Origin of the sequence: Bifidobacterium sp. B4081 (genome assembly GCF_026537335.1) — a bacterium.
Taxonomy (GTDB): domain Bacteria; phylum Actinomycetota; class Actinomycetes; order Actinomycetales; family Bifidobacteriaceae; genus Bombiscardovia.
Genome location: NZ_JAFNMM010000001.1, coordinates 64,768 through 80,172 on the forward strand (window position 1 = coordinate 64,768; position 15,405 = coordinate 80,172).

Consider the following 15,405-nt stretch of genomic DNA (forward strand, 5'->3'; position numbering starts at 1 on the left):
AGATAGGGAATAAACGGGTCTCAGCATTCTATGGATGTCCTTTCGCATTGGTGCGTCGTTGAGTTGTTCTCTCCTCAGTCCTGGCTCAAAGCCGATTTGATTCTCTTGAATTCCCATGATTCCAGTGCGTGCAGCCGTGAGGCGGAGAGATGGGGAGGGTGGTCCTCTCCCCTGGGAGCACATACGGGTCCCGGCCTGTAACTAAAAGCCGATGGAAAGGGGCCGCTACGCAGTTCCAAAAGAATCTGCCCCTGGCCTACTATGTGATGCGATCAAGTAAATTCAACCCTGATTAGTAGTTGACCGCTTGACGGGCTTTTCCTTGGGTGCTGCCGGTCATACCCACATCTTTCGCTTTCTTCTTCCGAGTGTTTTTCGGCTTGGGAAGGCAGGCCTTTGGCTGGGCATGCCTCTGGTCGTTCATCGGCGCTGCGATGAGCGCATGTTCTCTATATGCAACGTATGGCCTATTCCGGTCGAATGATTCGTGTGCGGCCGGAACACAAACCTCGCACTTGTATGGCAGACACGAGCGCTGGCAGCGAGCTGCCCCCCCCCCCCCTGCTGGTATGACGTGCCGGCGGGGCGGGATGAACAGGGATCGGCCTAATGGAGACCTCAGGAGGGCTATGAACTGTACAGGCGTTTGTGTGACCTGATTGAGGGGGCATCCATCATGTGGATATCTTGGTCATGGTGCCTTTAAAGTGGCCGCCTCCAAGCCGATGTTGTGCTTCGTCCTGGCTCCAAGACGCTCTCAGTAGACGGGCCGGTCGGATCCTTCTGTGGTGGGGTCAGCTATTCCTAGGCTGTCATTCGCGCCGATGGCCGGGTCCTTGACGATACGCAGGATCAGGTCGGCTGCGCTCTTCCTGGATCCGGATACCCCCTTGAAGGTCTCGTCCCGCTTTGTGGTGACATATCGGACCTCGTCGCGGTTCGTCAGCCAGCACAGGCGGAGGGTGGTGTGGTCGAGGCCTGATTCTCTCAGAAGGCGGTCGGAGGCTGCGGCGGTGGGCAGACCCCTGCCGACCATCTCCGCGTTCCATCTGCCAAAGGCGCCCGGGACCTCGCCATAGATGCCGGCGACGTTGGCGAAGATGACGCGGCCCACCTTATTGGCCTTCATGGAGGCTATCACGTTGCGGGTCATGGCGTTGTCGGGGTCGTGGTCGACGACGTCCACGAAAACCAGGTCCTGTCCCTTCATGACGGCATCGATGTCTCTCCGGTTTTCCAGGTCGACCTCGGCCACGGTCACACGGGGGTTGGCCCCGAGCCTGCGGAGACGGTCGCTCTTTCTCAGTCCCAGGGTGAGTGTGACATTTTTGAATTCCGGTTCGGACAGGATGCGGTCTTCGACGATGCGGGCTATCTGTCCGTATGCTGCAAGAATAAGCATGTTCATGGTTTTTCTTTCCTCGTCACTCTTCTTTGTTCGGCCCGGGGCCAGTGTTGAAAGGCAATGACCAGATGCCACAGCCTGCCTGTCCCTCGCAGACTCAGCTTTGCCGTGCAGTTGATCGGCGCAGCCTACTTTCCTAGCATGACTGCCTGCAAGCGTTGAGCCTGGTCCTTGTTCTGGGCGATGCCGACGAGATTGAGCCCGAACCGTTTGGCCACGCGGTCCAAGGTGCCGTAAGTGGAGTTGATGGCCCTGGTCTGGTCGCTGTCCGACCCCTGTACGATCAGGTAGAGGTCGGCTCCTTTGAGATCGTCGTTGACATCGACGTGGTCGATGAAGGTCTTCAGGTATCCGGACATGTTGGACCAGTAGACGGGCGTGCCGATGACAATCACATCCGCTCCTTTGAGCTGTTCCCAGACACGGTTGAAATCCCCGTCGCCCTGCCCGACCTGAGGGATGTGGTGTTCAGCTAGGTTGACCTGTTTGTAGTCCTGACCTCCCATCAGTTCCTTGGCCAGGGAGGAGGTGTTCCCGTCGACATTCTGGCTGGCGTTGAGGAAGACCTTCTTGGTTGCGGCTCCTATGTGCCGCGGTTTGGCGTATGCCCGCCCGGCTTTATCCCCGCCCAGCATGGCGGCTCCTTCCTGGGTCCTGACTCTGGTCTGGTCCAGTGCCGAAGATGGTTCCAAGACCGCATAGCAGATCAAAGCCCCGAGTCCCAGACCCAGCAGCAGGGCCACCGCCAGTGCGGCTAGGGCCTTCCAACGATTCTTCGCCATTTGTGAGCCTTTCTCCCTGGATGGTTGAATGGTATTGCTTCAACCCGGCTTGAAGGCAAATCGCCTTACACTGGCAGCTGAAGGAGTCCATGGCATCACTAGCAAACCGGTCATATGGGTTCTGCAGGGCAGGTTGTCGTCTCCGGCTGAGGTCAGGAGACCACATGGTGGGAGACTGGGGCAGGGCGTGGCGGAGGTTGATCGGCAGCCTCCATATCCGTGCAAGATACATCCGAATATCATGGTCAACTGTTTCTGTCTTCTGATGAACCAGGCTGTCGGCTACATTGTTGTTCTCATTATTTATATGCCGCTGCTGTCCGCTGGCTGACCGCGCAGTGGTTCTCTATGGCACATGCAGATCTCCATACCCTACCCCCCCCCCCTCATGATTAGTGCTCGGACATAACTAAATTTTTGCTGGTTTATTAGATTGTGGCCATATCCGGCAGTTGGATTGATCTGCGGGTAATCCGACCTTCCATGGTCGATAGACCCCCGTCGGCCGGGTGGCGTTGCGCCATATCCCGCGCAACATACCTGAGGGGCTGGCTCAGAAGACGTGCCGTGGTCCGCATGTTGCGTCAGGGTTTACCCGTGTGTTTGCCTCCCAGCCAGGCGGGCCGTCTGTATGAAGCCCGACTCTGATTCCGGGGCATGCACTGCGTCCTCCATGCGGTCCTGGCATATCCGGCCATGGTCTTTGACGGTCGTGCCATCGAACAGCCACAGGCGCTCTACAGTACCCGCTCATCCATTTCCCCGATCAGACAAGCGCGGCAGCGGCCCCCGGAACCCGTCAAACGCAGTCAATGGACAGTGGGTGGGGGGTTCTGGTGTGCTCTTCGCCTGTGTGGGCAGACCCAGAACCCGTATTCTTGGCTTGCAGCCTGCCGCGAGGGCGATGCGGCAAAGCCGGCTTCCCCTCATCGGAGGGCTGTTCTCGTGGCTTGCCTTGAGAAGGGATGCTGCGAGTGAAGGCGTGAGAAAGATTTAGGAGCAGCAGGATGCAAATCCGCTAAAGATTCGATTGTGATTGAGCGAACCGTGCATGAAGGCCGGCATGTTCAAAGCTGTAGACTCCAATCTTCGTCCACATACAGACTGTGAGGGCTGAGCCAGAGGGCTCAGAACATTCATAATGGTCGCCAGCGCTTTCATGGCGTTCCCTCCCTGGCCAAGGCCAAGCGACAGTTATGGGAGGGGGAATGCGTCAATCCCCTGCCACAAACGCCGACATGACAACACCACGGGCTACATATTGCTTATTGCTTCTGCTTGCTCACCGCTTCTGCTCTAAGTACTTAATCGGCAGCCCATGCTCCACAAAGTGTCCCCCGTGGGGCTCGAACCCACGACCCACGACTTAAGAGGTTGCAGGAAGAAAAGAATGGGATGACCTGGCCTGAAATTGGGTTAAGAGTGGTGCTCATTGCTTTCAGGCTTATAAGGCCTGTATAAATAATCATTTATTGACGCACCATAGTGATTTGCTGGCCGTGTCGGCTTTTTTCGTGTTTAGGGCAGGGAGAGCCGGCATGGAGTTCCCTGAGCATAGACAGACGACGAGCGGATGGGTCAGTAGTATGGACTATTGGGTGGCCTCGCTACGGGCTCACGGAGACACTCCAGCCACGGTGGAGCACTGGTGGTATCTCGTGACCCAGTTCGCCATCTTCATCAGGATGAACCCCGAAGACTTACAGACCCAGGACATCCTTGACTGGTTGACCATGGGGGGGGGGTCAACCAGCGCGATCAGATCTGGCGTCAACTCCCTGAGATCCTTCTATGGATGGCTGTACAGGGATGGCGTCATACAGGTCAATCCGATGGATGGCGTTCCCGCAGTCAAACGACGATGCAAGTAGCAGAAGCCCGCCCCGCAGGCGGCTGTTGACCGGGGTTTGGACCGTGCTGACCCCCGGGTGCGGCTCCTGGTCAGGCTGTTCTATGAAGCGGGGCTGCGAAGATCCGAGGCCATAGCCGCCAGGACGTATGATCTGATGGTGCGGCTTATGCCCTGGTTAAGGAGGCGACGGAGCGGCCGCCTCACTCCTTCAGATGACGGTTCGCCACGGACGTGTGGAAGGCCACAGGGGATGTGGCCTGCAGTCGCTCCTTGGCCACGAGTCCCTGGCGACGACACAGGCCTACATCTATGACAGTGCCGACGATCTCAGACAGGCGGTCGATGGCATGCTCTCATACCGGAGCCATAAAGGGGTGCGTGTGATGCAGCCCGAGAAGATCCTGGAGGCCTATGGGCCGCCCATACCACTGATCAACAAGATACTAAACGGGCAAGAGCGACGCATACAGGCAGGACCCGCTATTCTGCTGACAAGCGCAGATCCAACATGGTTAGAGATTATGGCCGGCTTGGGTCGGAGGCCGAGTACTTGGTTTCCAGATCTCTCACCGTGCTTTCCCTGGCCTCGTAGCGGATGGCGACCAGGTCCTCCCTGAGCTGCCTATGTAGGCTTGCAAGGCGTTTTTCTCAGGATCCGGCAGGCCGGGGCGGCTTCTTGGTCGATGACCGTATCGAGGCGCTTATGCAGGGCAAGGTTCAATCGCTTCAGGCGATCCTCTTGCGCAGGAATGTAACCGGGGTGGTTGTCGGGTATCTGGCTGACGTCGTCAGGGATGTACATGCCTTGGATGATAGGGTGCGGTCATATCCTTCGGGTGCATATTCTTCCACAGCGCGGGGTTGGCCGGCTTTCTGAAGAGAGGAGAAAAACGCAACAGGAATATTCGCTTGGTTGCAAGACCGGGAGGCTTCCACGCTTGTGGGACTTGTTTGTAGCACATATTTGTAGTTCCCCTTAATCAGGGTCAGAATACTGCGGAACGCCTTGAAGCACGGGGTCGAGCCCGAGAAGTTGGCATAAGCCATCGCCCATGTCGTGATCGACGAATGAGCCGAGGACGGGCGGGTGTGCGTCTTCGTCGGGCCGCGTCACGCCGGCGCCTTGGAGCAGGACTACATTGAGGTGTTTGCCGACACTGCGGCCAACCAGCGGGGAGGGCGACATCTTCCATGCGATGACGGCCCAGGACCCGTGGAGGATCTGAAACGCATACCGAAGGAGGAGACCATGAGTGATCTGAAGGTGGATCCGACCCCCATGGAGCTGGGGGAGCGGGATCGTGCACGGCTCGAGAGGCTGGACAGGATGGCCGAGCGGGGCGAGATCCGGCCGGTCGGCAGGCCCCGACGCTGTCTGGCTTCTTCGGGGCCCATCAGCGCGGAGGAGTTCGAGGCTACCATGGCCTTGGGCCGTCCCCGCAGCGAGGAGGGCACCCGGACGGTGACGACCTGGAGGGTCCGCACACCCGAGGACCTGGACAAGCGCGCCAAGGCCCAGGCCGCGAAGGAGCATCTCCCGCTGTCGGCCCTGGTCCGCAAGGCCATGAACGTCTACCTGCAGCAAGCCGCCGCCTGACACCCACACACACCCACAGGTCTCCGTACCAAAACACTCGGCACGGAGGCCTTCCCCCGTATGTGGCAGATCCATGAAGGGGCTTGGCCATCGGATGCCGGGGGCAAAGCCTCGGCGGCAACCCTTCCGGGCGTCCGCATCCATCCGGATGCGGGTCGCCGCCATCGGCCTGACCCCACCATCCTGCCACTGTGCTCGCTCACGCACCAGACCGGAGCGTCCCGATCCACGCCCCGCCCTGCGGACGTGGTGGCCCAAAGCATGCCACGCCACCAACCGGCCGGTCGCGTCCCGATCTGCACGCGGGTTCACCGCTCCGCTCACCCGTCGGTCTCCGGCCGAGCACGTTACACAGGCCGTGGCCCTTCTCGACACCGTGGCCGCCACCAACCCGAACGCTCATACGAATGTCCTCGCCCTGCAAGCGACTCTGCTGTGGCTCGACGTGCGAAACGGGCAGGCACAGCAAAGGGTCGTCGGTGCCTTGCGGGACGACCCGTGGAACCGGATGGCCAACTCATGTTCAAAGCCGCCTCGGCCGGGGTTCACCCCGCTGGGTCCACTGAAAAAAGCCCGGCTCCCTGACGGGGCCGGGCAGGGGGGCAAGCCGCCGTCGGACCGTCTTTCGACGGGCCGGGCCTTGTGCTTGGCGCACGCCTGCCGCACTTCCCCGGGGGATTCACGCCATGCCGCCAGGGCCGACGTGAGCCCCTGTCATCTTCTCCTCCTTGCGCTTCAAGTCGTCGCGCTCCCGCGACGTGGACTCCGCGGCCAGCTGCTTCACCCAATCGTTCTGGGCCTTCGATAGCTTCATGCTTCTCCTTCCGGATCTTTCCCGGTTACACCCCCGTTTTCCACTCACATGGGGCGAACCTGTAGTCGACACGAAACGAGGGTAACAATATGAATCTCATAGAAACGGGGTGCAACCGGCTGACCGGTCACGGCCGGCCCGCGTAAAAGAACCCCCGGGGGGTTGGGGTTAGAGACCCGCAGCCCATGCCTGTAGCCAGTCGGACTTCTGATGGTGGACATCGCAGTTGAACTGCTGGTCATGTTCGGTGATGACGCCCACGGAGACCATACGGCACTGGGCCTGGCCGACCTGGTCGGGGTGCGCCTCGTTGAAACGCACCGTACAGTTGCCGTTGGCCTCGTTCAAAGCCTCCTGCGCGTGGGCGACACCCTCGGGCAGCATGGACACACCCGTCTGCGCAAACGCATTGTAGACACTGTTCAGATCCCCGCCGGGGCCGAACGCCCCGTCATTGTTATCCCTGTAGGCCCAGCTGACCTGGGTGGCCATGACACCACCACCGCCGTCGGAACTGCCCCACCGCCGCCGACGAACGCGATGGGCGCGCCGGCCAGCATCGTGGCACCCTCCACGGCCACGCCCTTGCGGACCGTGCCCGAAGCCAGACGCCGGAGCCGGCCGACCCGGATCCGTAACTCTCCTGGTAACTTCATTATGTTTCCCTTCCGATATCATGAAGGGGACGGCCTCAATGGTCGCCCACAAATAACGCCAGCGGGATAGGAGACCTTCCAAGCAACCAGTCCCGCCGGCAAATTCTTTATATTTCATTAGCCGATACCACAAACTCCAGCCGAATTACAGGCTTCTCCATATGGTTTGTGATTCTGCACCCATTGGTTCCAATCGAATCCACCACTTCCCCCTCCTTGCGGTGCTGCTGGTACGGGTGCGGCCGGCGCCGGCGCCGGCGCGGATGCTGGTGCAGATCCGCCACCGCCACGGTTGTATGAAGGCGTGTAACCGCCACCCGAATAGGAGGGTGCAGCCTGTTGGGCCTGCGCGTGTTGCGTCGGCTGTTGGGCGGCCTGGTCGGCTTGGCTCTTCTGTTGGATGGAGGCGTTCACCTGGTCCATGGCCGACTGCAGGGCGCCGGCCGCGTCCTGGTAGGCTTTCGCCTTGTCGCCTTTGATGCCGCCGGCCTGGCTGATGGCCTGCTGCAGGCTGTCGCGGACGGCGTTGTCCGCCACTTTCCCGTCGGAATCGCCCAGGAGTTTTGATGCCTCGTCCTTCTTCGCGTTCAAGGCCGTCTTCGCATCCTCAAGGCTTTTCGCGTCACGGGAGGCCAGCACCCCCTTCGACGCCTTGTCCAGGCTGCGGTAGACGCCGTCGATCCTCTTCGCCTTGCCGGCCATGGCCTGCAGGTCGCCTGTGGGCATGGACGCCTCGCATCTGAAGGCCTGGGCCTGGGTGTGCTTGGCCTTCCCGACGGCCTTGGCCATATCCTTCACGGTCTTCGCGTCCTTGACCTGATCCGTCTTCACCGCCACGGCCTGAAGGTAGCTGGAGGAGGCCGCCTCGGCCCGCTGCTCCGACCCCTTCAAAGCGCGCACCGCCTGCGAGCATGACGCCAAAGCCCGGTCGTGGCTCCTGTTCGAGGACACCCTCCAAACAGCCAGGCCCGCCACAGCCAGCACCGCGACGACCACCACGACGATCACCGGCACCAGCCACTTCGGGCGAGGCTTCCCTGCCGGGCCCGAACCGCCTCCAGGCTCCTGACCATCCACCGGCTCTATGGCCGGAGGCAGACCATCCTGGGCCGTCCCCATGCTATCCTCCTGCGGAGGCTGGCCGCCGGGTTCGTCGGCATCGGCCAGGGTCCTGGTCTCCTGGTCGTCCTCGTCCCTGCTCATGATTCTCTCTTCCTGTTGAGGCGTATAAGTATTCCCGCATCATCAGCTTCAATACTCAGATCCGTGCTACAGTGAATCCCATACATGTTCGAATATTCTTGTTTCAATGAACCGGCTTTTCCGGTGATGGAACTTGGCTGATAGTCGCCGGTCTCTATAGGTCCTGAATATGCGCGCCCCGGTTACGCCGGGGGTTTTCTTTTCCAAACATCCTTACCTGGTATGAGGATCCGCTCTGTACCCTTGGGTGGTATGAAGCGTCCTTGCTGTGCGTAAGGACGCGCTTCGCCCCAGCAGGACGTCTGGACCGCCGTTGGCGGCATTTCATCTGCTCTGTGCCTCCTCCTTCACACCGACCTGGACTCTGTCGGCTCATTCAGCATCGACGAGCTCTGTGGATGTTCGCGTCATTGCCGGTTGCAATACAGGCTTCGGCCGCAACTGTTAGGACATCTCTAAGAGAGAATACATCAGAATTCTAATTTTTTACAAATCCTTTAATTTATTATGCTTGAACTCTGATACTCCAGAAGGAACCAGACATTTTTCCCAGCTTATCGAAGAAGGGCCCGAAACGTGATCGTCACTGTCCGAAAAGGGCTTGACTGTATCGTAAACTGGCTTTTGATGAAATCTAGCAGATGGCATCAAGCCGATAAGGAGTCGGTTGTTCTGATCAAGAGCTGGCTTCATGAAACGGGTTCCGTCACCTCGATCACTGACCTGGCGGAGCTTTTAGGCTTTTCTGCCGCAAAAATGTACAGCGTCATGCATATGACCGGTGTTCCGCTGACCATAGCGGAATTCGCCATGGTCTGCGCGCACTTCGGCAAGGATCCGACGGAGCAGTGCATGAACATCTTCTCCAAATGCGGCTATGACCTGAAGCCGACGCATGAGCACCTGCTGAAGGAGGCCGATGGTGGCAGACGCTTGAGCGAACGCATACAGAATGCCCTGAACATCTATCGGCAGGAAACGAATCATCAACGAGAAGAGTCCTTCTGCGGCAGAGCGGATATGCGAAATGAACGTCAGGGTTGACCCCCCCCCCCACCACTGACAGACCACGCACGCCATGGGAGCAGGATATTATGTTTCTGGCCTATGCTTGCCTGCCGATAATGCCATCTTCTATTGCATCCGGGGCAGAAGCCGTACCGGGAAGACCCCAATGGTGGCGAATCGCCCACAACCGGCCAATCTGATCCGCACCTTCCGTATGTTGATGTCTTTCATCTCTCGGGCGTGACTATAAAAACCGCAGCCATGTGTAATCCTATATAGAAGTAAGCGTCCGAGAGACGTCTAATAGTTGCTGAGTGAATTAAGCGGAAGCTGCCGACCTGCGATCCCGATTCCAGGTGGGCTGATCCAAAGTGTCCGCAGGTCGGCTGTGTGGTGATTGGGTGCTTATGGCTGCTGGGGCTGGCTAGGCTCAGGCAGTGTGAAGCGGCAGATTGCTCTTGAGACGAAGGTCTTGATGATTTCGACTGTGTTTATGCATATTGTGGTTTCGACTTGGTAGGTATTCACGCGGCGTTTTGGCCTAGCCGCTTCTGATTTCTTCCAACAGGCCTCCGAAGGGTCGACTACTCCGTGGCATGAGCGGAGAGTGGCATGACTGGGTTGACCGGCGATTCCAAGCATGAACAATCAATCAATGCTGGCATGTTCCCGGCTGCGGGGCAGGACTCTGGGCGGAAGCACGGAGTGAATGACTTCGTCCTCATGGACCCATCCATGGCGGATGTGGTTCAGGTTGCCCTTGCCTTGTGTGTGCGGCATGGCCAGGCACCATACCATCGTCAAGAAGCTCGGCTCGGTTGAGACGCTGGGGTAGGCATCGGTGATCTGTTTTGATAAGACGGGGACGCTGACCCGCAATGAGATGACCGTTGAACGGGTGGTCGTCCCCTCGGGGCAGGTCAGGCTCACTGGCACCGGGTACGCTCCGGAGGGGGCCATGCAGCCGGTCGAGGCCAGCGGGTTGGATGATCAACAGCTGGTGGATGCTATTGGCTCATCTCTGGCTGAGGCAGTGGAAGAGACCCTGATGGCCGGGACTATCGCCAAGGACGGAGACCTGCATTGGCAGGCGGGCATGACCGTGCCGCTGCTGGCCGCCCAGCTGTTCAACGCGCTGGCCTCTATGGTCCTGGTCGCCTTGGAGCTGCGCAAACTAGCCATGTGGGCAGTCAAACAACTAAGGGCATAATCGCTTCTTTCCCCATGCGTCAATTGGAATTGACATTGTCGCATCGGGGTTTGTTCTCTCCATGCCCTTATCTGTTGCTCGAGCCTGTACCTGCACCTGTCCCCGTTTATCCGCATACTGGCAAGTATGGGGAACGATGAGCAACAGCATGCAATAAATGTTTTGTCATATTGGTGTGCGGTTGAACTGTTCTCGCCACAAAATTGGAGGGATAACCAGCTTATTGCTTTATCCTCCTCCGACAACGACGGCCACAAAGTAAGCGTTTCGGAACAGGAGCGACTTCCTTGGGATCAGATTCATGCCGATCTTCTCATTGGGCCGGTTGACAATGAGCGTTGTTCGTATACAAACCTCTATAACGATCTGCAGAGCAGGAAAATATACCGGCTGCAGACAGACATGAACGCTCGGCTGATCAAACCCTTCTCATTCGCAGAGGATACCGAGAACTGGCTGCGGGCGCAGGCGGTCAAATCAGGGCTCGACGAACAGACTATAACCGGTCTGCTTGGGGAGATGAACAAGTTATGGCTAGAGGTGGCCAAGCGGCCCGACTCTCTGCCGGCGGGTACCGAGCTGACGGATTCTATGGTTTCGCGCCTGCTACAGGTGGTGGGAGAGCTGTCAGCAAAGGCCAATCGGCCTGGCTCAGCCTGTGCTGTTTACCGCAAGGACTATGACCGTCGATTTGCGCGTCGTCCCGTCCACCAGGCAGTAAAACCTGGCGAGAACTCGGAGCAGCAAGAATTAGAAGGGCAAAGTCGGTGGCTTAAACATGAACGTTTTCGAATAGCAGCCGGGCTCTCCCAGCGTGTAGTCACGAATGCGCTGATGAAGGCCGCCAAGCTTGTTCGGGAACTCTCGCCAGCTGAGGAGACTGCTCAGGACGAGGTGTTGCAGGAGCTCGCCCATCGGCAGAGCAAGCGTATTGGCGGTTCTTCTGCCGTGTCTTCCCTTATGGAGTTTTGCGTAAGGGATGATGGCTGTCTGGTCCCAAGAACGTTGATGCTTTCTCAATATGCCAAGGCGGTCTCCTGCCTGTTCAACCATGAGGGCTGGCCCGATTGTCCGGCTGGGTGGCCGCATATCGAAGTATTCGACGAGACGGAAAGCAAACTCAAATCCGAATTCAATCATCTAGCTGGGGAAGACTCTGAAGACGAGACAGGTCCGGTCGGCAGATACGAGATCGAAAGCCTTATTGAACACGTAGCGGAACGGATGGGGCTGGATGACCGCGCGGTGAGTAGTTCTCCTCTTTTCGCCCGTGCTGACGGCTCGCCTCTGATCAGGGATTATGTCAATTGCCATCTGGAAGCCGGTTCAGAATCATTGAATGGCGAAATGATGGATTCGTTCTTCCTGGAAGATCTTGAGGATCTTTATCAAAATGGGCCTGACATATTTTCTGAGCCGATCAGACAATATCTATCGATTGGTCATCCTCGACGGTTCAATCTGCAGAAGGACCCCGAAGGGCATCTGGTCGGCGACTTTACGGAACCAGCCAGCATGCCGTTCGGGCGATGGCCGAGTGCTTCCAATCAATTTCAGTCAACAGGCCAGCAGCTGGCGATCAATCAAATACGGGCGGCCTTGGAAGGCTACGGCAGCTCACCGCTTCTAGGTGTCAATGGCCCTCCTGGAACTGGCAAGACCACCCTGCTCAAGGATGTGGTGGCCGAGATTATTGTGGCCAGGGCTCGGCGATTGGCAGGATTCTCCCGTCCACAGGATATTTTCATATCCCGGAGGCTGGCCAGAGCAGCTTCAGATGAGGACAAGGACTATGTCTACTGGACGCTTGATCCGTCAGTGACCGGCTTTGAGATTGTCGTTGCTTCCAGTAACAACAAGGCTGTTGAAAACGTCAGCCAGGACCTGCCCAGTGCCGATGCTATAGACGCCGAGTGGGAATCCTATATTGGCAGTGAATTCAAGCAGGTTCCCTGTGGATTTGCTTTTCGAGACTTTGCCGGGCTAGTTGCCGATCGTAAGAATCAGGATAAGCAGAGCAGACCATCGAATACCTCCTCCGCTTGGGCCCTTATGTCGGCGGTCTTGGGGAACATGAGCAATAAAAACCGATTCCTCTGGCCCTTCAAAAACAAATTTATCTATAAGTCATTGAAATACGTGCCAAGTGAAAGAGGCGGCGGAAACAATTGGATAAACGCTAGGAATGACTTTAATGCTGCTCTGAAGAAAGAAGAGAGCATCCGCGCCAGGAAAATCGCACAGTACAATCTTGTGCGTTCTTATGCAGGTCTATGCAATCAGCGATCCGATCTGTCAGCCGAGCTGAAAAACCTTACTGAACAACTTCATGGCATGCAGGCAAGCCGCTCAAGGTATGTCAGACAGGTTCAATCAATGGAACGGCAGATGTCAGATGCTGGCCAGGCTGCCAATAATGCCCGAGCGGTTTGGGAGCAGGCTGATAGCATTTGTCAGGTTCACTTGTCTTACTGGAAGGCGCATCCTCTAAGGTCGTTTTTCCACAGCTACGAAAGGCAGCAGGATGAGCTTAAGGTACGTACTGATCTGGAGCAGGCACGTCGTGCAAAGCAGCATTGTGACGAGCAGGCCAGCACGGTCCATCAGCGGTTGCAGTCCTTCTATGGAGGGTTGGAAGTCGGTGATCAGGAGTTAGGAAAATGCCAAACGCAGATTGCGACTTTGACCAGGCAACTTGCTGCCATTGAGCAGCAGATTGCCGAGGCCGAACAGACTCAGTGGCCCAGGCCCGACATTGGCGATGATCACGTTGCGTGGATGGATCAGGAGTGGAGCAAGGCGCGGACAGAGGTCTACATCAAGGCGCTGGCTCTTCACCAGCAGGCCATTATGGGCGCTTCCCACCAGTTCATGTGCAATCTGTCCCTGGCCTGCGCCGTGATGCAGTCGAATGGTTTTACGGATGACGAGAGACTGGTGGCTTGGCAGACCTTCTTCCTGGTGATTCCGGTCGTCTCCTCGTCCTTTGCATCAATATCCAGAATGTTTTTGGGGATAGGCAAGGAGGCGCTTGGCTGGGCGATTGTGGATGAGGCCGGACAAGCCCTGCCCCAGGCCGCTGCTGGTCTGCTGCAACGTGTGAAGCAAGCGGTTGCGGTCGGGGACCCTATGCAGCTCCAGCCTGTGGATACCATGCCCAAGCCGATGCGTGAACTCCTGGCGAGCACCCATCACCTCCAGCGCCTGGGACTGGAGTCCGAAAACATGCAGGCCTTGGTCGATTACCAGACTCCTTGCGGCCTGTTGGACGAAACTGATGACCACTGGCTGGGGATGCCTCTGGTGGTGCATCGGCGCTGCGATGAGCCCATGTTTTCCATATGCAACGACATGGCCTACTCCGGCAGGATGGTTCGCGTAGGGCCGGAGCATCAGCCCTGTGCCTATCCGTCCGGGCCTCATGCGGGAAATGAGTTGCCGGACTCCTGTTGGTACGACGTGCCGCCGAACTCCGGCGAAACTGGGAGAACGCAATGGAGGCCGCAGGAGAGCTATGAACTTCACAGGCGTCTGTGCGGACTCTTCCAAGGCGGGATCGACCCCACCAATATTCTGGTCATCGCTCCGTTCAGGGCTGTGGCTAACCGGGTGCGTGACACCTTTGCGGATGCCTTGCAGCAATCCACCGGTTGCAACAGCAGTGAGGCGAACCGGCTGGCATCAAGCCAGGCCGGAACCGTGCATACCTCCCAGGGGCGGGAGGCCGATGTGGTCTTCATTGTCCTTGGCAGCAGGGCCGGCAGGCGTGGAGAAGGTTCCCGTTCATGGGTTAACGGGTCGCCCAATCTGCTCAACGTCGCTGTGTCGCGAGCCAAGCGACGTGTCTACGTGGTCGGCAATCTCGCTGATTGGAAGAATGGAACCTATACGTCTAGGATCGCCAAGGACCTGCCGGTGGAGGCGAGTATGAGAGCCTGATCGGAGCAGGAAAGGTACGGCCAGAATTCCTTACTGATGGCGTGCTGGCAACTGCTGGCGCGGACCGATGAGGCTTGTGCTGGTTCCCACCGGTGCTTTCGCGAGATATTCGAAGCGCATGGCCCGCAGGCACGTCCGTTAAAGCCGGTCCAGGGGGTGCTTGACCTGATAGCAGAGAATTTCGAAGCATCGGTCGGTATTTTGAAGGCGCGTCAACGGATGCATATGCTGCAAGGTTATGCAGCTGTATATGAGTGCCATGTAAGGCAATGCAGAAGATCTGCTATTGGCATGGCATGCGGAGGGCGGTGCCGCCTATATACTGCGACTCGGTTCCCATGATCAGGTGCCGAGCCGGCTCGGTAGATGCTGAGCCTCAGCAAACGGATCAAGGCTATATACCAGGTGCCTGGCCCACCCCTGCACAGGTTGATGGTCTGGATGAATGCTGTATCAGGGTTGTAGTACTTGGGTATTGCGGCAGATACCTGAGTTTTCGCGGGAGGAATTTTTTACGAAGCACAGTAGCCGGTATTAAAAAATAGACAACCAAAGTGCCCCCCGTGGGACTCGAACCCACAACCCACGACTTAAAAGGACGCTGCTCTAACCATTGAGCCAGAGGGGCAACATAGCACAGTATACCTCATACTCGGCCGACGGCACATCGCGGCGGCCTGTCCATCGGATGGCCCTATCGGGCCGGGCCCCCGCCGTCCCCGCCCTTCCGATTGCCGGATTCGCCGTAGCCTGAAGTCCGGTCCGCTTCTTTGCTAGGGTGATGCAGGAGTACACCGCGTTGAATGACCATCACGGGACTTCGGGGGAAGGTTGAAGCCTCTGCCGACGGAGCGCAAGACAAGGAAGACAAGCACCATGCTTACACATCACCCATCCACATTCACCCCTCTTGAGGGGAGTTGGACCATGGCAGCCCTC

At 58.0% G+C, this 15,405-nt stretch carries 9 protein-coding genes, 1 tRNA gene and 1 pseudogene; 4 read left to right on the forward strand and 7 right to left on the reverse strand.

Annotated elements, in window-relative coordinates:
- Positions 1–757: 757 nt before the first annotated feature.
- From J3T92_RS00240 to J3T92_RS00250, 3 genes are all read right to left on the reverse strand, one after another.
- Positions 758–1,408: an NAD(P)H-binding protein gene (locus J3T92_RS00240; RefSeq protein WP_267399189.1), complete on the reverse strand. Its 651-nt coding sequence runs from the start codon at positions 1,406–1,408 to the stop codon at positions 758–760.
- Between the two features lie 125 nt (positions 1,409–1,533).
- Positions 1,534–2,187 carry a flavodoxin family protein gene (locus J3T92_RS00245; protein WP_267399190.1) on the reverse strand — a complete coding sequence of 218 codons (654 nt, stop codon included), beginning with the start codon at positions 2,185–2,187 and terminating at the stop codon, positions 1,534–1,536.
- 2,474 nt (positions 2,188–4,661) lie between these two features.
- Positions 4,662–4,841: a hypothetical protein gene (locus tag J3T92_RS00250; RefSeq protein WP_267399191.1), complete on the reverse strand. Its 180-nt coding sequence runs from the start codon at positions 4,839–4,841 to the stop codon at positions 4,662–4,664.
- A gap of 285 nt (positions 4,842–5,126) precedes the next feature.
- Here J3T92_RS00250 and J3T92_RS00255 point away from each other — a divergent pair, with 285 nt between their 5' ends.
- Positions 5,127–5,636: a hypothetical protein gene (locus J3T92_RS00255; protein ID WP_267399192.1), complete on the forward strand. Its 510-nt coding sequence runs from the start codon at positions 5,127–5,129 to the stop codon at positions 5,634–5,636.
- 679 nt (positions 5,637–6,315) lie between these two features.
- On the opposite strand, the gene J3T92_RS00260 is transcribed toward J3T92_RS00255, so the two are convergent.
- The 3 genes from J3T92_RS00260 to J3T92_RS00270 form a co-directional block, all read right to left on the reverse strand.
- Entirely contained in the window at positions 6,316–6,450 is a 135-nt protein-coding gene (locus tag J3T92_RS00260) for a hypothetical protein (RefSeq protein WP_267399193.1), read from the reverse strand.
- A gap of 168 nt (positions 6,451–6,618) precedes the next feature.
- Positions 6,619–6,942, reverse strand: a complete 324-nt coding sequence (locus J3T92_RS00265; RefSeq protein WP_267399194.1) for a hypothetical protein — start codon at positions 6,940–6,942, stop codon at positions 6,619–6,621.
- A gap of 281 nt (positions 6,943–7,223) precedes the next feature.
- The gene (locus J3T92_RS00270) at positions 7,224–8,309 is read right to left on the reverse strand and encodes a hypothetical protein (RefSeq protein WP_267399195.1); all 1,086 of its coding nucleotides are present in this window, start codon (positions 8,307–8,309) and stop codon (positions 7,224–7,226) included.
- A gap of 576 nt (positions 8,310–8,885) precedes the next feature.
- On the opposite strand from J3T92_RS00270, the gene J3T92_RS00275 reads away from it, so the two are divergent.
- From J3T92_RS00275 to J3T92_RS00290, 3 genes and pseudogenes are all read left to right on the forward strand, one after another.
- Positions 8,886–9,353: a hypothetical protein gene (locus J3T92_RS00275; protein WP_267399196.1), complete on the forward strand. Its 468-nt coding sequence runs from the start codon at positions 8,886–8,888 to the stop codon at positions 9,351–9,353.
- A 717-nt stretch (positions 9,354–10,070) separates the two neighbouring features.
- Positions 10,071–10,279: pseudogene (locus J3T92_RS09475) on the forward strand (hypothetical protein); the annotation flags it as partial.
- Between the two features lie 374 nt (positions 10,280–10,653).
- Complete coding sequence (locus J3T92_RS00290; RefSeq protein ID WP_267399198.1) at positions 10,654–14,466, forward strand: AAA domain-containing protein; 3,813 nt, start codon at positions 10,654–10,656, stop codon at positions 14,464–14,466.
- Positions 14,467–15,021: 555 nt separating this feature from the next.
- On the opposite strand, the gene J3T92_RS00295 is transcribed toward J3T92_RS00290, so the two are convergent.
- A tRNA-Lys gene (locus tag J3T92_RS00295) sits at positions 15,022–15,094 on the reverse strand.
- Positions 15,095–15,405 lie beyond the last annotated feature (311 nt).